General features: G+C 62.2%; 20 protein-coding genes. 6 read left to right on the forward strand and 14 right to left on the reverse strand.

The window, feature by feature from the left end; all coding sequences use genetic code 11:
* Nucleotides 1-9 precede the first annotated feature (9 nt).
* From BSP239C_RS12965 to BSP239C_RS12975, 3 genes are all read right to left on the reverse strand, one after another.
* Nucleotides 10-432, reverse strand: coding sequence for a hypothetical protein (locus tag BSP239C_RS12965; protein ID WP_101573520.1), 423 nt, complete (start codon nucleotides 430-432; stop codon nucleotides 10-12).
* A gap of 47 nt (nucleotides 433-479) precedes the next feature.
* Complete coding sequence (locus BSP239C_RS12970; protein WP_101573522.1) at nucleotides 480-1127, reverse strand: small multidrug efflux protein; 648 nt, start codon at nucleotides 1125-1127, stop codon at nucleotides 480-482.
* Nucleotides 1128-1253: 126 nt separating this feature from the next.
* Nucleotides 1254-2075 carry a MerR family transcriptional regulator gene (locus BSP239C_RS12975; RefSeq protein WP_180959020.1) on the reverse strand — a complete coding sequence of 274 codons (822 nt, stop codon included), beginning with the start codon at nucleotides 2073-2075 and terminating at the stop codon, nucleotides 1254-1256.
* 108 nt (nucleotides 2076-2183) lie between these two features.
* Here BSP239C_RS12975 and BSP239C_RS12980 point away from each other — a divergent pair, with 108 nt between their 5' ends.
* Entirely contained in the window at nucleotides 2184-2906 is a 723-nt protein-coding gene (locus tag BSP239C_RS12980; protein ID WP_101573526.1) for a haloacid dehalogenase type II, read from the forward strand.
* A 57-nt stretch (nucleotides 2907-2963) separates the two neighbouring features.
* Nucleotides 2964-3134: a hypothetical protein gene (locus tag BSP239C_RS20765; protein ID WP_180959021.1), complete on the forward strand. Its 171-nt coding sequence runs from the start codon at nucleotides 2964-2966 to the stop codon at nucleotides 3132-3134.
* A gap of 17 nt (nucleotides 3135-3151) precedes the next feature.
* Here BSP239C_RS20765 and BSP239C_RS21290 read toward each other — a convergent pair whose 3' ends face one another.
* The gene (locus tag BSP239C_RS21290) at nucleotides 3152-3952 is read right to left on the reverse strand and encodes a VOC family protein (RefSeq protein ID WP_308298069.1); all 801 of its coding nucleotides are present in this window, start codon (nucleotides 3950-3952) and stop codon (nucleotides 3152-3154) included.
* 50 nt (nucleotides 3953-4002) lie between these two features.
* Nucleotides 4003-4197: a hypothetical protein gene (locus BSP239C_RS12995; RefSeq protein WP_145997449.1), complete on the reverse strand. Its 195-nt coding sequence runs from the start codon at nucleotides 4195-4197 to the stop codon at nucleotides 4003-4005.
* A 140-nt stretch (nucleotides 4198-4337) separates the two neighbouring features.
* Here BSP239C_RS12995 and BSP239C_RS13000 point away from each other — a divergent pair, with 140 nt between their 5' ends.
* On the forward strand, nucleotides 4338-7373 hold the full coding sequence (locus BSP239C_RS13000) for a DEAD/DEAH box helicase (protein ID WP_101573530.1): 3036 nt from the start codon (nucleotides 4338-4340) through the stop codon (nucleotides 7371-7373).
* 4 nt (nucleotides 7374-7377) lie between these two features.
* On the opposite strand, the gene BSP239C_RS13005 is transcribed toward BSP239C_RS13000, so the two are convergent.
* Both BSP239C_RS13005 and BSP239C_RS13010 read right to left on the reverse strand, forming a co-directional pair.
* Entirely contained in the window at nucleotides 7378-7584 is a 207-nt protein-coding gene (locus BSP239C_RS13005; protein ID WP_101573574.1) for a toxin-antitoxin system, antitoxin component domain protein, read from the reverse strand.
* A gap of 185 nt (nucleotides 7585-7769) precedes the next feature.
* Complete coding sequence (locus BSP239C_RS13010) at nucleotides 7770-8240, reverse strand: helix-turn-helix domain-containing protein (protein ID WP_101573532.1); 471 nt, start codon at nucleotides 8238-8240, stop codon at nucleotides 7770-7772.
* A gap of 418 nt (nucleotides 8241-8658) precedes the next feature.
* Between BSP239C_RS13010 and BSP239C_RS13020 the strand changes: the two genes are divergently transcribed.
* Entirely contained in the window at nucleotides 8659-9867 is a 1209-nt protein-coding gene (locus BSP239C_RS13020) for a Fic family protein (protein ID WP_101573537.1), read from the forward strand.
* A 64-nt stretch (nucleotides 9868-9931) separates the two neighbouring features.
* Here BSP239C_RS13020 and BSP239C_RS13025 read toward each other — a convergent pair whose 3' ends face one another.
* The 3 genes from BSP239C_RS13025 to BSP239C_RS13035 all read right to left on the reverse strand — a co-directional run bounded on the left by BSP239C_RS13025 (nucleotide 9932) and on the right by BSP239C_RS13035 (nucleotide 12498).
* Nucleotides 9932-10774, reverse strand: a complete 843-nt coding sequence (locus tag BSP239C_RS13025; RefSeq protein ID WP_101573539.1) for a PhzF family phenazine biosynthesis protein — start codon at nucleotides 10772-10774, stop codon at nucleotides 9932-9934.
* A gap of 96 nt (nucleotides 10775-10870) precedes the next feature.
* Nucleotides 10871-11446, reverse strand: coding sequence for a YdeI family protein (locus BSP239C_RS13030; RefSeq protein WP_101573541.1), 576 nt, complete (start codon nucleotides 11444-11446; stop codon nucleotides 10871-10873).
* 17 nt (nucleotides 11447-11463) lie between these two features.
* Nucleotides 11464-12498: an NAD(P)-dependent alcohol dehydrogenase gene (locus tag BSP239C_RS13035; protein WP_101573544.1), complete on the reverse strand. Its 1035-nt coding sequence runs from the start codon at nucleotides 12496-12498 to the stop codon at nucleotides 11464-11466.
* Between the two features lie 94 nt (nucleotides 12499-12592).
* On the opposite strand from BSP239C_RS13035, the gene BSP239C_RS13040 reads away from it, so the two are divergent.
* The gene (locus BSP239C_RS13040; protein ID WP_101573545.1) at nucleotides 12593-13180 is read left to right on the forward strand and encodes a TetR/AcrR family transcriptional regulator; all 588 of its coding nucleotides are present in this window, start codon (nucleotides 12593-12595) and stop codon (nucleotides 13178-13180) included.
* Between the two features lie 7 nt (nucleotides 13181-13187).
* On the opposite strand, the gene BSP239C_RS13045 is transcribed toward BSP239C_RS13040, so the two are convergent.
* Nucleotides 13188-14138 carry an AraC family transcriptional regulator gene (locus BSP239C_RS13045; RefSeq protein ID WP_101573576.1) on the reverse strand — a complete coding sequence of 317 codons (951 nt, stop codon included), beginning with the start codon at nucleotides 14136-14138 and terminating at the stop codon, nucleotides 13188-13190.
* 74 nt (nucleotides 14139-14212) lie between these two features.
* Here BSP239C_RS13045 and BSP239C_RS13050 point away from each other — a divergent pair, with 74 nt between their 5' ends.
* Nucleotides 14213-14992 (forward strand): SDR family NAD(P)-dependent oxidoreductase, encoded by a 780-nt coding sequence (locus BSP239C_RS13050; RefSeq protein ID WP_101573547.1) that lies wholly within the window; start codon nucleotides 14213-14215, stop codon nucleotides 14990-14992.
* A gap of 12 nt (nucleotides 14993-15004) precedes the next feature.
* On the opposite strand, the gene BSP239C_RS13055 is transcribed toward BSP239C_RS13050, so the two are convergent.
* The 3 genes from BSP239C_RS13055 to BSP239C_RS13065 all read right to left on the reverse strand — a co-directional run bounded on the left by BSP239C_RS13055 (nucleotide 15005) and on the right by BSP239C_RS13065 (nucleotide 16537).
* Nucleotides 15005-15763, reverse strand: a complete 759-nt coding sequence (locus BSP239C_RS13055) for a VOC family protein (protein WP_219618901.1) — start codon at nucleotides 15761-15763, stop codon at nucleotides 15005-15007.
* Nucleotides 15764-15841: 78 nt separating this feature from the next.
* Entirely contained in the window at nucleotides 15842-16153 is a 312-nt protein-coding gene (locus BSP239C_RS13060) for a hypothetical protein (protein ID WP_145997450.1), read from the reverse strand.
* Between the two features lie 63 nt (nucleotides 16154-16216).
* Nucleotides 16217-16537 carry a CHY zinc finger protein gene (locus BSP239C_RS13065; RefSeq protein WP_101573551.1) on the reverse strand — a complete coding sequence of 107 codons (321 nt, stop codon included), beginning with the start codon at nucleotides 16535-16537 and terminating at the stop codon, nucleotides 16217-16219.
* Between the last annotated feature and the right edge of the window lie 47 nt (nucleotides 16538-16584).

A 16584-nucleotide genomic window follows, 5' to 3' on the forward strand; every position in this document is an offset into this window, starting at 1 on the left:
CGCTTCATCTTACGCGGGATGTTCGGGGAGTGTCCTCGACCAGTCCCGATGCTCCGTCAGCGAACCCAGCACGAACAGCAGTCCGCAGACCGCAACCGACATGACCAGCGACACCACGAACGAGTCGACGATGAGGAAATAGCCGCCGCCCAAAAGCACCATTGAGGCACCGGTCGAGACCAAACGTCCGGTGAGGGTGCCGCCGATGTCACTGCCATCGAGGATGACGTCGATGAGGCGGGAGACGACGAACCAGGCGAAGAAGACACCGAGTGTGGCCAGCAGCGACTCGGACATGGCTAATCGCATCGGCAGCTCCAGTGCCCAGCCGATGAGCGTGGCCGAGAACGGAATGAGGAACGGAAGCAGGAGGGCAACCACGGTGAGTGCCGAATAGGTGAGGACGGCTCTGTGTCGATATGAGGTGTTCATGGTTCTTCCTTTCCGTTCGCTGCAGTCGGCTCAGAGAGTCGGGGTGCTCAGCCGGCGAACAGCGTGAGCGCTCCGGTGGCGATGAGTGTGGTCAGTGTTGTCCATGCCGCGATGGCGATGCCCTGCCACAGCAGGATCCACGAGGTCTTCACTCCGGCTCCGACGAGAATGGAGGATGTGATCTGCGTCGGGATGGCAAGGGGACCCAGCAGGCTGGCGCCGGGAACACCGAAGCGCGTGAGGAACCGCTTGAACTTGATCCGGCCCTTCGACTCCGGCTTCCCGCCTGCGGCTGTTCCTGTTCCGGCCGTCATCCCCTCGCCGAGGTGGGGGTCGATGTCTCCCCGGTCCACGCCGTTCTCGTCGGTGTGGGTCTCGGTCACTCCCGCCTCGGCGATCTCTGTTCCATTGGAATCCACGGCCACGCGTACTGTCTCACGCTTCTGCGCCCGGCGAGCCACGACGGCCCGTCGGGCCCTGGCTCCGAGGAGGACGATGACGCTCACGCAGATGAAGTTGCCGATGGCTCCGGCGATGCCCGCGACGACGGGGTTCATGCCGGCCCAGACGCCGATGACCGAGGAGACTTCACCTTCGATGAAGGGAATGGCACCGGCTGCCGCGATGATGAAGGGCTGGAGGAGGTCGGGGACGTGGGAGGCCATGTCCTGAAAGAATGCGATGAGCGTATTCATGATGTCCTTTGAACGAAGATTCTCAGACGCCGACTCGGTTGAGTCGACTCCGGTTGCTGTCTACGTTCAGTACAGACTGTGTTCTCGGAACAGGGTCAAGCGGTGGTCGGCGAACTCAGGAAATCTTCAGGTACCGTCCGGAATCTCGCTGCTGCCGTCGATTTCCACTCCTTCGTCACGCGCCATCTCCGTGATGAAGGCAATGAACCGCGCTCGGTCCTCGTCGGGGATGTCGAGCGTCGGGAAGACCTGGAGGAAGGCCCGCTGGATGACGTCGATCTGAGCCGGATTGTAGAGCTCAGTGATCGAGCCGATGATCGCCGCCTGCCCCATCTTCGCGTCCCCGTGCATCCGGTGCGTCGGCGCGAGCATCCACGGTTTGGCTTCCAGGTTGGCCTTCATGCTCGGCACGATCTGCTCGGCCAGCCGTACCCGGGTGGCCTCGTCGGCGTCCTCGGGCAGTTCGTCGACCTCCTGATCGTAGGGCGTGGAATCGGACATGATCGACTTCATCTCGGCCATCGCCGATTCGTCGTAGAGGTTCGAATACAGGCTCATCAGGCTGCGGTCTGCGGCCGACATTCGTGTGGCGATGTCGATGAATCCCGAGGCCGTGTCGATCGGGGCGCCATAGGTCACCATCTCGGCGATCTCCGTTCGCGCCTTCTTCAGCTCAGCGATGCGTTCGCCGAGGTCGCGGTCGAGCTGCTTGAGCGCGAGCTGCTGCTGTTCGTGATCGCTGGCGACGGAGTCGATGTCAGTCAGGGGAACCCCGAGATCACGCATCCGTCGAATCTGGAGGAGTCTGAGCAGGTGGGCCGCCCCGTACTGTTTGTAGCCGTTGCTCATGCGTTCGGGCTCGGCGAGCAGATCGAGCTTGTGATAGTGCCGGATCGTGTTGACCGTGGTACCGGTCAGACGCGCCAGTTCGCTCGTGCTCCACCCCACCGGACATTCCCCTCGTCGCTGCTGCGCCGGAATCGGACACTCACCAGTGTATTGCTCGGCAGCGGATCGGGTATTTGTCGGTGACTTCAGGCGAACTAGTGTGAAGTCATGAGTACAGGTTTCGGTGAGGTTCAGGCTTTGGTCTTCGACATGTTCGGCACCGTCGTTGACTGGCGCGAAAGCATTGCCGCCGAGGTGGCCGACCGCCTGAGTGCGCATCTGCCCCATGTCGATGCGCACGACTTCGCCGACCTGTGGCGGGCCGAGTATCAGCCGTCGATGGAGCTCATCCGCAACGGCAGTCGGAGCTTCGAACGACTCGACGTGCTTCATCGGGAGAATCTCGACACCGTTCTCGAGCGCCTTGGAGTGGGCGCAGAGACGATCCCGAAAGCGGAGCTCGATGAGCTCAACCTCGCGTGGCACCGCCTGGATCCGTGGCCCGATGCCGTCGCAGGGCTGAGCCGGCTGAAGGAGCGGTTCATCATCGCACCGCTGTCGAACGCGAATGTCCGTTTGGCCCTCGACGTAGCCAAACGGGCGCGCCTGCCTTGGGATGCCGTCCTCGGCGCGGAGGTTGCCGGCGCCTACAAACCCGAACCCGCGGCGTACCTGCGCACCGTGGGGATCCTCGGCCTTGAGCCTCACCAGGTGGCCATGGTCGCCGCCCACAACAGTGATCTCTCGGCGGCTCGGGCGGTGGGCCTGCGCACAGCATTCGTCCACCGCCCCACCGAACACGGGCCTGCCCAGACGACCGACCTCGCAGCGGAGAGCGACTGGGACGCAGTCGCCGATGACTTCGAGGATCTCGCCGATCAGATCGTGTGAGAGGTGACCGGCGACGCGCAGATCGGCGGCTGGCCGGGACCGTGTTTAGACTGAAGCATGAATGACTTCAGCATCGGCGACACTGTCCAGATCACCACAGGTCCGATGGAGCACAGCGTCGGCACCGTTGTCTACTTCTACGAGAAGCAGGGCAAGTACCTCGTGCGCGTCGGTGCTTCGATGCAGGACTACTACGCGCCCGACGAAATCGAGCTCTTCAACCCCTGAGTCCGCGCAATCCTTCGTCAGGCGACGAAGATGCAGAACGGGTGCCCAGCGAGGTCGGCGAAGACGTAGAGAGGCTCCTCTTCGTCGTCGACTCGGTCCAGGATCAGTCGAGCGCCGAGCCTTTCGGCGCGTTCTCGCTGCTTTTCGAGAGCTTTTCGATCCGTGACCGTGAAATCAAGATGGAGCTGCATGGGCACAGTGGGATCAGGCCACGTACTCCGTTCGAGTCTCTCGGTCTTCTGGAAGGTGATCATCCGCCGACCCGCCTGGTCTGTGAGGACCAACCAGACGTCATCATCGGGGTCAGTGCCCTCAGGCGGTTCGTCACCGAGGCGGTAGACATAGCCGAACAGCTGCCGATAGAACTCGGCGAGCTCGCGTGGTTCGGCGGAATCGATGACGGTGTGCAGCAGTTGAGGATGGTCGCCGGTGCCTGACTTCTCCCCCTGCTCGTCGAGCTTCAGCGGAGTGAGTACACCGATCTTCCAGTCGTCACCGACTCGCACGAGTTGGTACATGTTCCGCTCGTCCGGCGCACCGCCGTGATACCGCCAGGCGACGTCGGCCCAGATACTGTGACCAGCCTCGGCGACCACCTCGACGGCGACCTCAGCCTCGGTGACATCCGCGTACTGGCTGAAGGCCCCTGCGAAGAACTCTTCGGTCTGCCGCGCATCGGTCACAGCGATGCGCTGCCCAGGGAATTCGATCTGCGCCGGCACCGCGTAATGGTCGGCGATCGCGGCGGCATCCCGGTCGAGCAGAGCACGCCGGTAGCCGTCGAATAATACTGTCGGAACATCGTTGTTCTCATCCATGCCGCCAAGGATAGCGCGCGGCACTGACATCGCTGATTCCCGCGTCGGGCTCAAGGAGCCGTCGGTCGGCGGCTGGCACGAGCTCGCCTGACCGCGAGCACCAACGCAACGATGAGGAATGTGAGGGAGAGTCCCCACAACACAATCGCGGAATAGGGAAAGATCGGCACGGAAGCGAGCGCCTGAGCTCCGACCGTCAGCATCAGCAGGGCGAGGATCCACCTGGTCAGCGGCGTCGCTTGCATGACTGGCCCCCTTGATTTCAGTGCCAGACCCATCGAGTCCTCCGACTCAGCATGGATCCTTGTCGACATTCCGAGGCCAGCTTAGGCAGGGGAGCCGATCACTGGCAAGCAGTGTCAGCTCCCAATGAGAGGATGGCGTCGTGCCCGAGAACCGACCTGCCGCCCCTGTCGACTGGCGTGCCGCCTTCGCACCCCTCGCCGATGCGGTCCCGCAGTCTCACACGCCTGTGGCCCTGGGATTCGAACTCGTGGAGGTCGTGGCTCGCACCTGGTTCGAGCCGAAGCACTCGAATCTCCTGGCCAAGAACGAGGTCACTCCGGGCGCCGACCCCAGTCTGGCCATCCGTCCGCTCGTCCTCAGCGACTCCGGCAACTGGGTGAAGAAGTCTCTGACCTGGCGCAACATCGATCGCATGGCCCGACAGTTCGGCGCCGATCCTCGCCACCAGGAATGGTTCTCCCAGCTCGCCGGCCTGCGGACCCGGGACAAGACGGACTTCACTCCCGATGGTGCGCCGTACAACCTCGGCGACTTCCACACTCCCCTGCTGTGGCAGATGTTCACTCAGGGGAGGGAACTCGGCGTCGAGTTCGTCGGCGTCAATCAGGGCATGAGCATCCACATCGGGCGCCAGTCCAATGCAGTCATCGACGTCAACCGCGTGCAGGGGCATCTACGGGTCCAGCCGCGCGCCACCATCGACGAACGCGATTATATGCCCGGCCTCATCAAACCGATCTGGACGCACGGGTTCTTCGGCGTCGACATCCGTTCAGGCTTCACCGTGACCCTGGCCCCAGCCGCCGAACCGACGACGGAATCCGCGCTGTCGGTGTTCGACTCCCCCGGGCCGATCACCATCCCGGTTGACGAGGCCGAAGAGTTCTTCGAGGAGTACTACCCGCAGCTGCGCACCAGCGCCGAGGTCGTCAGCACCGACGACACAGTGAAGTTCCCCCAGTTCAATCAGCCGCGACTGGTCCTCTTCATGGCGTTCGGAGCGAAAGACATCCTGAGTCTGCAGTGGTACTGGGAGTACTCGGGACCCAGACGGACCCTGCCCGTGGTGCCCCTGTCGAAGCTCGGCACCTCCGCCATCCGCAGCACTGCAGCCGGTCGAAGCACTGCAACGACCCCCATGCCGAGTCCCCGCGACAACCGCGATCTCGAACACGAAGCTCGTGTCCTTGCCCAGGTCGAATCGATCCTCGCCGATACCCAACCGCCCGGCCACCCCCGCGACATGGAACTCACGGACGCCGACACTGCGGACTTCGTCGTCAACGTCCTGCCTGGGCTTGAGGAGATCGAGCACGTCAAGGTCATCACGCGCGGGAAGAAGCAGCCCTATCGCGAGCTCGGCGGGGAGCCCAACATCACGATCACCTCGGTCGAATCGGAGAAGAACGACTGGTTCGACCTGGGATTCCAGATCACCATCGATGGCAAACCCATCCCCTTCGTCAAGCTCTACAAGGCCCTGGCTGCGGGGACGAAGAAGATCAAGCTCGTCGACAACACGTTCCTGTCGCTGAACAAGCCCGCCTTCGACAAGCTCAAAGCGCTGCTGGCTGAAGCAGATCTCATCCCCGAGTGGGAGCCGGAGTCCCCGAAGATCACTCGCCTGCACGTGGGGCTGTGGTCGGAGTTCGAAGAACTCGCCGATGAGACGCTTCCGGCCCCGTCTTGGCAGGAGTCCGCACAGGCCCTGCTCGACCTCGACCACCTGCCTGCCACCCAGGTGCCACATCTGGGTGGGGTCACTATGCGTCCCTATCAGGTGCAGGGTTTCCGGTGGTTGGCACTACTGTACAGGTGCCACCTCGGCGGGATTCTGGCCGACGATATGGGACTGGGCAAGACTCTGCAGACTCTGGCGCTGATCGTTCATGCGCAGGCAGAGCTTCCGTTCCTCGTCGTCGCCCCCACCTCGGTGGTCGACAATTGGGCGAAGGAAGCTGCGAAGTTCACCCCTGACCTCGACGTTCGTGTCGTTTCCGAGTCGACTCAGAAGAGGAAGACCGCCCTCGCCGAGGTGGTCGCCGGTGCCGATGTCATCATCATGTCCTATGCGATGCTCCGACTGGACGAAGACCCAATCTCTCGCCTCAAATGGGCTGGGTTCGTCCTCGATGAGGCACAGTTCGTGAAGAACAGCTCCTCTCAGGTCCATCAGGCGGCGAAGTCGGTCAACGCACCGTTCCGCTTGGCCCTGACGGGCACGCCGATGGAGAATTCTCTGCGCGATGTGTGGTCGCTGTTCGCCATCACAGCACCTGGACTGTTCCCGAGCGCCCACCGTTTCGAGAAGGAGTATGTTCGGCCTATCGAAGTTGGTGAGGACCCGGGTCGTTTGAAGGGCCTGCAGAAGCGGATCAGACCGTTAATGTTGCGCCGGAACAAGGATCTCGTTGCTGCGGATCTGCCGGAGAAGCAGGAGCAGGTCATCAACGTCGAGCTCAATGCCGCTCATCGCAAGCTCTACGATCGGGTGTTGCAGAAGGAGCGGAAGAAGATCCTCGGGTTCATCGACAGCGAGTACGACAAGCAGCGCTTCATCGTCTTCCGTTCACTGACTCTACTGCGCATGCTGGCGCTGGATCCGCGCATCGTCGACGGTGAACACGAAGGCGTACCGTCGAGCAAGCTTGCGGCCCTGATGGAACGCCTCGAGGACGTCGTCGCCGAAGGTCACCGCTCGATCGTGTTCAGCCAGTTCACGTCGTTCCTGACCAAGATCGCCGAAGACCTCGATCACCGAGGCATTCCCTACGTCGTCCTCGACGGCTCCACCAGGAACCGGGGCAGAATCGTCGAAGAGTTCCGGACAGGTGCGGCACCGGTGTTCCTCATCAGCCTCAAGGCTGGCGGGTTCGGCCTCAACCTCACCGAGGCCGACTATGTCTTCCTCATGGACCCGTGGTGGAATCCCGCGACGGAGAATCAGGCGATCGACCGTGCCCATCGGATCGGGCAGACGAAGAACGTCATGGTCTACCGCTACGTTGCCGAGGGCACGATCGAGGAGAAGGTCCTCGCCCTGCAGAAGAAGAAGGCCGAACTCTTCGATTCCCTCATGACCGACGGCGGAGCCTCCGACGGTCGCAGTCCAAACGGGCAGGCCTTCAGCCAGACGGTGACGGCAGAGGACATCCGGGAGCTGTTGGAGGGATAAGGGTTCAGCGCCTGAGCAGCCGTTCGATGATCTCGGGCACGCGCACAGTGACCGCGTCCCAAAACAGGTCATCATTCATCACCGCATAGCCAGCGTGTGCGGCAATATTCCGAATCGCTCGAATCGCAGCAAGTTCATCTCGGCTGAGCACCTGAGCCCACGGTTCAAACTCAGAACGCTCAGTCAGCGATGCCAACCGGATGATCACCATGCTCGCAATGTCATAAGACGCGTCTCCATCGAAGAAGTCGTCTCTCTCACCGGAAGCCACAGATTTCGCCCGATTCAGAATTCGCCTCAGCTCTTCTCGAATGTTTGACTCGTCATGAGATGAGATCCTCGGCACTCGGTGCCGTGGCAGCGGAGAAAACCGCGCGTTCGAGCGCTCCTCACCAGTCACAGTGGAATCGCCTCCCGTTTGACTTCCCAGCCAGCGGGCTGCGGGCCGCTGTCGACGACAGCGTCGACAGGGAACCCCGTGAGCCGCTGAACGTCATCCATGAAGAGTGCAAGATCGAAGAGATCGATACCTTCATCTGGAGTGACGAGAAGATCGATGTCACTGTCGAAACCGTCCTCCCCACGCGCCACCGAGCCAAAGACTCTTACGTTGCGTAGTCCTCGGGAGGCAGCAATATGAAGAATTTCGTCAAAGTACTGAGCCAGAGCAAGCGACGGCCGGTAGTCCGCTGCTTCGAGCACTCGATCGAGCATTTCCTCCGAAACGTTCCGGGACCCAGATTCCATCTGAGCCAAACTTGGTTGGCGCAATCCAGCACGCCGCGCCAACTGTGTCTGCGTAAGTCCTGCATCAAGGCGCGCTTCGCGAATGAGTTCGCCCGGATTCTGCGCTTGAAACCGTCCCATGCACTCAAATATAGCGCGATGCTATCGACGACACCAGGTCACCTACTCGCAAGATCGTCGCACTCGCCTCAGTTTCCACTGCCCTTTGACTTCGACCTCATCGAGCCGAGGGCACGATCGAGGAGAAGGTCCTCGCCCCGCAGAAGAGGAAGGCTGAACTCTTCGACTCCCTCATGACCGACGCTGGGGCCTTCGACGGTCGCAGTCCAAACGGGCAGGCCTTCAGTCAGACGGTGACGGCCGATGACATCCGGGAGCTGCTCGAGGGGCAGGACTGCGATGCCAGCCGTCCAACCAAGATGTGCAATCTACATCAACAACGTCAGACACTCGCTTCAATATTTACTTTAGATACACTAAAGTAAATATTGAAGCGAAGTGTTCACACTTACGGCCCATCCCGAGAGGAGGTCGCCCCATGCCCTACACCGTCGAACTCCGATGGACTCCTCCGAACCCAGCCGGGCTGAGCAAGAAGAACAGAGCCTCAGGTACATACCGCGCATATCTGCCCGATGAGCTTGCCATCACGCTCCCAGAACTCGGCGCCAAAGCACAGTATGCAGCCGAGGAAGCGGCGGTCGTCCTCGCTCGACTCGACGAGCGGATCAGTTCGTCGGGCAGCACCTACCTCAACCATCTGCTTATCCGGTCCGAAAGCATCTCCTCCTCGTGGATCGAGGGCAATCGACTCAGTCCGAAGAAACTGGCTATCGCTGAGCGTCTGAAGTACGGCGATCGTGTGGCCCTAGATGTCATCGCCAACGTACGGGCAACTGAAAACGCCATCGACGAGATCGCCGACCCACTTCGGGCGACCAGCGTCAAGGACATCGAAGACCTCCAGCACTCGATCGAGCCGCGGCTTGCCTTTGGACTGCGAGAAGCCCAGAACTGGGTGGGCGGCCCGGGCAACAGCCCGCTGCGCGCAGAGTTCGTACCTCCACCACCAGCTGAGGTTCCACGGCTCGTCGCGAATTTGGCTGCGTTCATCACGGCCACGGAGGGCAATCCGGTCATCCGCGCCGCAATCGCCCATGCTCAGTTCGAAACGATCCATCCCTTCGCCGACGGGAACGGCCGAACTGGGCGAGCGCTCGTCCACACGGTCCTCAAACGTTCCGATGCACTCCGTACTGTGCTCGTGCCGATCAGCACGGTCTTCGCGGCCAACACGAACGCCTATATCGGTGGCCTGAACGCGTATCGCAAAGACCCAGCCGACCTTGATCAGTGGGTCATCTCCTTCGCCGAGGCGGTCGAAGCGGCCGCCGCAAGCGCTGTCCTCCTGGCCGAAGACATCGAAGCGCTGGATCAGACAGTTCGCCTCGATCTCGCCGAGCACCGCCGCGAAATCGGCAAGTCACCGATCCACCCGAGGGCCGATTCGGTCATCCTCAAAATCCTCGACTGCTTAGCGCGAGAGCCGGTGATCACCATCGATTCGGTGGCGGTCGAGCACGGAGTCTCTCGCGCTGCTGCCCATAGGGCTCTCGTCGAGCTCGCCGAGGCAGGGATCCTCAGGAAAACCAAGAATCACAAAGGCAAGATCGTCTGCTATTCGGCAGACCAGCACCTCGCGTATGTTGAGTTGCCGGAGGCGAACCACCGGGGCCGAAAGGGCTGAGCCCCGTTTGAGTGGACGGGTCTCTCTAAGCGGGCCAGTCGCGTCGCACCCTACTCCCCCGCATTCACAAGTCAATGGTTCCAGACAGGACAACTTCAGTACGACCTCCCACCCACAGTCGACCATCGTCGTAACTGATGTGGACGCGACCTTCACGGCCCATCGCTGTGCCTTGAGCAGCAAGATAGGGAGCGGAGGCACGGTCGGTGGCGATCAGCCATTCCGCGGCCGCAGCGTTGAGACTTCCCGTGACCGGGTCCTCGCGCAACGGTTCATCGCCTTCAGTGAAGAAGGCGCGAACCTCGAATGCCGCCTCGGCACCCGACTCGTGGGCTCCGATCACACCGATATCCCACCGTCCCGGATGCGCGGATGCGTCTGGGCGCAAGTCGAGTACGGTCTGTGCGCTGTCGAGAAGAACCCCGACCCAGCCGGGGCCGTTATCGAGCCACTCGGAATCGATCACGTGGCGGCCGTCGATGCCGAGAATGTCGTTCAATGCAGACATCATCGTTGAGTCAACTGGACCAGACCGCAGGCGAGGCGGGGGCGTGAAGGCAAGCAGATCCTCCTCGACGCGAATTGGCACCAGCCCCGCCCCGCATTCCTGAATGACGACTCCTGGAGTCGATGGAACTCCGCCGGAGTCCAACCAGGCTCGGGCAGTGCCCAATGTCGGATGCCCGGCAAAGGGCAGTTCGGTGCTCAGACTGAAGATGCGGACTCGGTAGTCAGCACCTGGCTCTGTCGGCGGCAGCACAAACGTGCACTCGGACAGGTTGGACCAGATCGAATACCGGCGCAGGCTCTCGTCGTCGATTCCTGCAGCGTCGAGCACCACGGCAACCGGGTTACCTGTGCACGGCTGGGTACCGAAGACGTCCACTTGACGAAATCCACGAATCATTGGAGTAAGCCTACCGATTCCCCTGCGGGCAGGCGGCCTTTCGTCATACTCACCGAGATCGCTGTTCTGGGCGGAGTCAATCTGCCCTCAGCCTTGTCACTGGTCGACTTCGCCGAGGCGGTCGACGAGTCGAGCGATGATCCTGGCCCTTGTCTCGTCGCTGCGTGCAGTGAGAATCGGCAGCATTGCTGAGTACCGCTCTGCACGAGTGAACCGATCGAACGCGGCGTGGGCCTCTGGCGCCCTGGCGAGAGCATCACGAAGATCATCGGGAATGGTCACCTGCGCCTGCCCAAGGTACGCATTGGCCCAGCGTCCATCCGCCTTGGCAGCAGCGACCTCGGCGGCACCGCGCTCCCGCATTCGTCTGTCGTCGCTCAAGCGTTGGACAATCTCGACATTGCGCTTCGACCAGTTCGAGCGGGAGCGGCGTGGAGTGAAGCGCTGGACGAATGTCGTTTCGTCGAACTTTCGACGTTGTCCGTCGATCCAACCGCTGCACAGGGCTTCTTCGAGAGCCTCCTGGTAGCTCAGAGATGTCGGCGTGGTGACGTTCTTCTTTGCCAGCAGCAGCCACACGCCGTCTGATGTGGCGTCATTGCGCGCCAGCCAGTCTCGCCACTCGGCAGTATCGGCGAGGATGAGCGGGTGGTGCTGGGGATGCTCGGTCATGACTCCATCCTGCCGGATCAATCCAGGTCGGACATGTCGAGAACGAATCGGTACCGCACGTCGTTTCCTGCGAGTCGTTCAAGCGCCGTATCGACCTGTGAAGACGGCAGCACCTCGACGTCGGGGACGACCCCGCTGTCGGCACAGAACTGCAGCATTTCAGCGGTCGAAGGTCGACCCCCGCTGCCTGCGGAACTGAGCTTCTTTCGGCCGATGAGCAGGTCGGTGACCTCCACGGTGAGCGCACCCAGATAGCCGAGGACGCTGAGAGTCCCGTCCAGCCCGACCAGCTTGAGATAGGGCGCGATGTCGTGTGGTGCCGAGATGGTGTCGATGACGACGTCGAAACTCTCCCTCGCCGCGGTTATCTGCGCAGAGTCGGTGGAGACGATGAACCCATCCGCGCCGAGTCGGCGGGCATCGTCGGCCTTGTCCGAGGTGCGGCTGATCACGGTCGCGGTGGCACCGAGTGCGACCGCGAGCTTGACTGCGAGATGGCCGAGGCCTCCGAGGCCGACCACGGCAACGCGTACACCCGGCCTGACATCCAACGCGCGCAGCGGCTCCCAGACAGTGATGCCCGCACACATCAGCGGTGCTGCCGCGGCCGGATCCAACCCCTCGGGAAGTCGGTAGGCGAAATCTTCGCGGACAACGTACTCCCGCGAGAACCCGCCCAGGGTCGTCGATCCGTCGACACGATCCTTCCCGCCATAGGTCAAGGTGGGAAACTCGTGGCAGAAGTTCTCCTGTCCTGCCCGGCACATGGGGCACTGACCGCAGGAATCGACGATGTTGCCCACCGCGACATTGTCGCCGACGGAGAAGGCTGCCACCTCGAGCCCAACCTCGCTGACGACGCCGGTGAACTCGTGCCCTGGAATGAGGCGCGAGTGACCATCATGGTCACGCAGTGCCTTCAGGTCGCTGTGGCAGAGCCCGCAGTAGTCGACCCTCACAGCAATGTCATCCGGGCGCAGTTCGCGCCGCTCCAGCAGGCCTGCACTCAATTCCGATGAGCCAGTCGCCTGCCATCCAGTGGTCGTTCGCATCACAGATCTCCCTAAACAGACTATTCGGTCTATTTAGCGTACTGCCGCACTCCGGACGAAGCAAACCAACTGGTCTGTTTGATACTGTGACTGCATGCCCGAACAACCCCAGACCCCCCGCGGGGCGGCGACCTACCAGCGCATCCTCGACGCAGCCACCGAGGAGTTCGCCCGGCACGGCATCGCCGGGGCCCGCGTCGACCGGATTGTTTCGGCAGCGCGGACGAACAAGGCTCAGCTCTACTCCTACTTCGGCGACAAGGGCCAGCTCTTCGACGCCATCTTCCTCGACTCTCTCGACAGCATCACCAACACGGTGCCCATCGATGCCGAGGACCTCGCTGATTGGGCCGTGCGCCTCTACGACGAATATCTGCGCCGTCCCGACCTCATCCGACTGGCCACCTGGACGCGATTGGAGCGACGGCCCACGGGCCACCTCGCCGAATCCCACGATGACTACGATGACCACAAACTCTCGGCCATCGCCGCTGCTCAGAAGGCGGGGCAGGTCCGGGACGGCGACCCGTTCGACATCATGGCGATGGTCATCGCGATGTCGATGGCGTGGTCACCGGTGAGCAATGTCTACACCGCCGACAGCAGTGAACCCGCCGAGGCGCACTCCTCCCGTCGGAGGTTGCTGCGCGAGTGTGTCTCCCAGGCCATGAGACCCCATTGACGCATGGTCAGACGTGGGCGGCAGTCCCCTTCGGAGCCTGCTGGGCAAGCATGCGCGTCCGATACCTGTGCGGAGATTCGCCGACGCTGCGCTTGAACGCGGAACTGAAGGAACTCTCCGAGGAGTACCCGAGCTTGAGAGCGAGCAGTCGCATTCGCGAGTCAGCTGAGCGGAGTTCGCGCTTGGCCAAGAGCATCCGCCACCGCACGAGGTAGGTCAGCGGCGGCATGCCCGCGACCTCGCGGAAGCGAACCGCGAAGGCCGTGCGCGACATCGCTGAGGCTCGGGCGAGGTCGTTGAGCCCCCAGGCCACTTCGGGGCGTTCATGGATGAGGTCGAGAGCAGGCTTTAGCCGATCGTCTCCCAGCAGCCTCAGCCATCCCGATGGAACGGAGGGGTGATCGGCGAACGCCCGCAGGACGTCGAGAATGAGCAGTTGGCAGTACTCACGGACGGCGAAGTCCGCGCCGGGTCGTTTCGAGGAGATCTCCTCGAAGAGGCGATCGATGGTCCCGCTCACGCGCGAGGACGATGGGGAGGAGGTGCGGATGTGGGCCACAGGCGGCAGCGCATCAAAGAGGAGCTCATGGCCGGCGAAATCAAGGTCGATCCGTCCGCCGATGAAGATGTCCGAATTCTCAGGGTCAGCGACGTCGAGGCGAGCGATCTCTCCATTAGATGGCTGCGCCACCTTTGTCAGCGGCCCGTCACCGGCACCTCCACGCAGGCAGAGCCACGACCGGGCATTGAGGATCGTTACTTCTCCTTCAACCAGCGTGATCGGAGAGTCGATTCCATCGGTGCTCAGCGTGGCCTGTCCGCGCACAATCGCGCAGAATTTCAATTCCTCGTCGACATCTGATTCCGCCGACCACTGGCCGCTGACGGCAGCACCACCGGAGACCACACCACGGACCGCGATGAGGTCGAGCACTTCCGAGAGATGATCACCAGCCACGTCTGAACTATAGAGCATCATTTGCAGACTCTGCATTATTCCAGGTACCAAACGAACCAGGCAGAGTAGGAGGCATGAATACAGAAACCACTGCCCCATCACCGCCCACATCACATACAGTCGCCCTCATCAGCGGCGCGAACAGAGGAATCGGCCTGCAGGTCGCAAAGGACCTGACAGCAGCGGGCTTCACCGTCCTGCTGGGATCCCGAGACGAGGAGAGCGGACGTCGGGCTGCTGCCGAGATCGACGGCAATGCCACCACCCTCCAACTCGACGTCACCGACGAAGACTCCATCATGGCGGCCGCAGAACACATCAGCGCGGAGTACGGCCGCCTCGATCTGCTGGTCAACAACGCTGGAGTGTCGTTCCTCGGAGATCGCAGCACACCGTTGCCTGAGAGAGCCCGCTCCGGACTGCTGACCAATGCGCCCCTTGAGACAGTGCGGGACATGTACGAGATCAATGTCTTCGGAGTCATTGCGCTGACACAAGCTCTTCTTCCGCTGCTGCTCACTACGCCCGGGGCGCGTGTGGTCAACGTCGGAAGCGGCGGTGGCTCGCTGGCGGCGAACGCCGATCCGGAAAACCCGCATCGGCGGATGTTCGGCCTCTACTCCGTAACCAAGACTGCCTTGCACGCGGTCTCTCTGGCCTTCGCCACAGCGCTCGAACCCGAGGGCATTCCGGTCAACACCCTCGATCCGGGAATGACATCAACAGCACTCAATGATTTCCAGGGAACGAAGACCGTCGAACAGGGTGCGGCCCATATCGTCACCGTGGCACTGCGCGGAACCGAGGGCCCGACAGGGACCTTCACCAGCGACGAAGGCACGGTGCCGTGGTGAACGGCAGCTTCATCAGCTCGACTGCTCGGCACTGCAGGCCAGGACGGCACCGGCGGGGTCAGCAATGACGACATTCCGGTGGGTCTCTGTGTCGAAGGGCTCGAGCACGACCGTGCCACCCAGCGACTCAACCGGCGCCGCGGTGGTGTCTGCGTCGCTGATGGCAACGTTGACTGCCCAGTGAGGTGGGGCGTCACCGGCGTCGGAGAGCAAACCGATAGTGTGCCCGTCGAGACTCCACCGTGAGAAGGGTGCACCCGACACCTCGTGGAGTTCCCAGCCGAAAAGCGCACCATAGAAATCCTGAGACGTTCGAGCGTCGGGACTATGGAGCGAGGACATTGACCAGGAGTCGGTCTCGCCGACAATCTCGGCCCCCTCGACGCCCTCGCCATCATTGACGCAGAAGGGGATGCCGCTTGGATCTGCGAGGATCGCGACTCGTCCACCCGAATTCTGTTCCACAGACGGCAGGAGACAGCTTCCACCGGCAGCTTGCGCCTCGGCGATCGAGGCATCGACGTCGTCGACGAGGACGTGGATCAACCACCCGGCTGGAACTGCCCCTGGTGCCTGAGTGATACCAGCGACGCTCTGCCCATCCAGCCGAGCCACGAGCACATTGGTGTTCTCACCAGGGCCCTCACCAGGGTCCTCGACGGCCCACGCGAAGAGCTGAGTGTAGAACTCGGCCGCCTCCGACACGTTCGGCTGGAGTGTCTCGATCCAGAACGGCGTGCCGAACGGGTAGCTGCTGTCGTTAGCCATCATTGCCTTCCAACCATCGCGGACTGCCGCAGGCTCTCAGCTCTGCTCATGATTCGACAATAGTTGCTCTTCCCCGGCCAGTCACTCCCCAGAACCTTCAGAAGACCGGGCGGTATCGACGATCCACGGCACTCCGTACCGGTCGAGGCACATGCCGAACCCTTCGAACCAGAACGTCGGGCCAAGAGGCATTTGGATCTCGCCGCCGTCGGCCAGCGCAGCGAAGACCGTGTCAGCAGTCGCCAGATCGGCGGCCATGTAGGACAGTGCGATGCCCAACCTGGGGCCACCATCGCCCGTAGTGTCATCGGATCCCATCAGCAGCGTGTCATCGAAGGTCAAAGCGGCGTGCATGACCGTGTCATGGCGCGGAGGCTTGTTCAACGCCCTCATGAGAACACTGCGTCAGCATTCCCTGCAGAAACGGAGTCGATGTTGTCTCTTGGTGCGGTGCCTCTACTGGGAACTGAAGTAGAAGTCCGCGTGTGCCGCACAGCGCGGATTGAATGGCGCCGCGCAATCCGGGCAAGCGCTCACGCCCAGGTAGGCCTCGATCGTCAGCTCCGTCCAACAGTGTCCACAGAGAATAGCCTTCTGATTCCACTGCTCTCGGGGCCACTGCTGGGCCGAGTGTTCAGCGCATTCGGAGTGGCAGAGATGGCACGGAAAGTACCTGTCGCAGCAGGCAAAGCGAATGGCGATGATGTCGAGTTCAGTCGAATAATGCTCGCACCGAGTGTGCTCATCGACGGTCTTGCCGAAAACTCGGGGTGACATCGTCACGGCTCACCTGCCTCCTGCTGGCTCTGCTCCCTGTCTTCCCA

The sequence above is a fragment of the Brevibacterium sp. 239c genome (assembly GCF_900169365.1).
In the GTDB taxonomy this organism is placed as follows: domain Bacteria; phylum Actinomycetota; class Actinomycetes; order Actinomycetales; family Brevibacteriaceae; genus Brevibacterium.

Excerpts from the sequence above, each read along its gene's own strand:
- BSP239C_RS12965 (WP_101573520.1), bottom strand. The coding sequence starts at position 432 with ATGAACACCTCATATCGACACAGAGCCGTCCTCACCTATTCGGCACTC.
- BSP239C_RS12970 (WP_101573522.1), bottom strand. The coding sequence starts at position 1,127 with ATGAATACGCTCATCGCATTCTTTCAGGACATGGCCTCCCACGTCCCC.
- BSP239C_RS12980 (WP_101573526.1), top strand. The coding sequence starts at position 2,184 with ATGAGTACAGGTTTCGGTGAGGTTCAGGCTTTGGTCTTCGACATGTTC.
- BSP239C_RS20765 (WP_180959021.1), top strand. The coding sequence starts at position 2,964 with ATGAATGACTTCAGCATCGGCGACACTGTCCAGATCACCACAGGTCCG.
- BSP239C_RS21290 (WP_308298069.1), bottom strand. The coding sequence starts at position 3,952 with ATGGATGAGAACAACGATGTTCCGACAGTATTATTCGACGGCTACCGG.
- BSP239C_RS12995 (WP_145997449.1), bottom strand. The coding sequence starts at position 4,197 with ATGCAAGCGACGCCGCTGACCAGGTGGATCCTCGCCCTGCTGATGCTG.
- BSP239C_RS13005 (WP_101573574.1), bottom strand. The coding sequence starts at position 7,584 with ATGGTGATCATCCGGTTGGCATCGCTGACTGAGCGTTCTGAGTTTGAA.
- BSP239C_RS13010 (WP_101573532.1), bottom strand. The coding sequence starts at position 8,240 with ATGGGACGGTTTCAAGCGCAGAATCCGGGCGAACTCATTCGCGAAGCG.
- BSP239C_RS13020 (WP_101573537.1), top strand. The coding sequence starts at position 8,659 with ATGCCCTACACCGTCGAACTCCGATGGACTCCTCCGAACCCAGCCGGG.
- BSP239C_RS13025 (WP_101573539.1), bottom strand. The coding sequence starts at position 10,774 with ATGATTCGTGGATTTCGTCAAGTGGACGTCTTCGGTACCCAGCCGTGC.
- BSP239C_RS13030 (WP_101573541.1), bottom strand. The coding sequence starts at position 11,446 with ATGACCGAGCATCCCCAGCACCACCCGCTCATCCTCGCCGATACTGCC.
- BSP239C_RS13035 (WP_101573544.1), bottom strand. The coding sequence starts at position 12,498 with ATGCGAACGACCACTGGATGGCAGGCGACTGGCTCATCGGAATTGAGT.
- BSP239C_RS13040 (WP_101573545.1), top strand. The coding sequence starts at position 12,593 with ATGCCCGAACAACCCCAGACCCCCCGCGGGGCGGCGACCTACCAGCGC.
- BSP239C_RS13050 (WP_101573547.1), top strand. The coding sequence starts at position 14,213 with ATGAATACAGAAACCACTGCCCCATCACCGCCCACATCACATACAGTC.
- BSP239C_RS13055 (WP_219618901.1), bottom strand. The coding sequence starts at position 15,763 with ATGATGGCTAACGACAGCAGCTACCCGTTCGGCACGCCGTTCTGGATC.
- BSP239C_RS13060 (WP_145997450.1), bottom strand. The coding sequence starts at position 16,153 with ATGAGGGCGTTGAACAAGCCTCCGCGCCATGACACGGTCATGCACGCC.
- BSP239C_RS13065 (WP_101573551.1), bottom strand. The coding sequence starts at position 16,537 with ATGTCACCCCGAGTTTTCGGCAAGACCGTCGATGAGCACACTCGGTGC.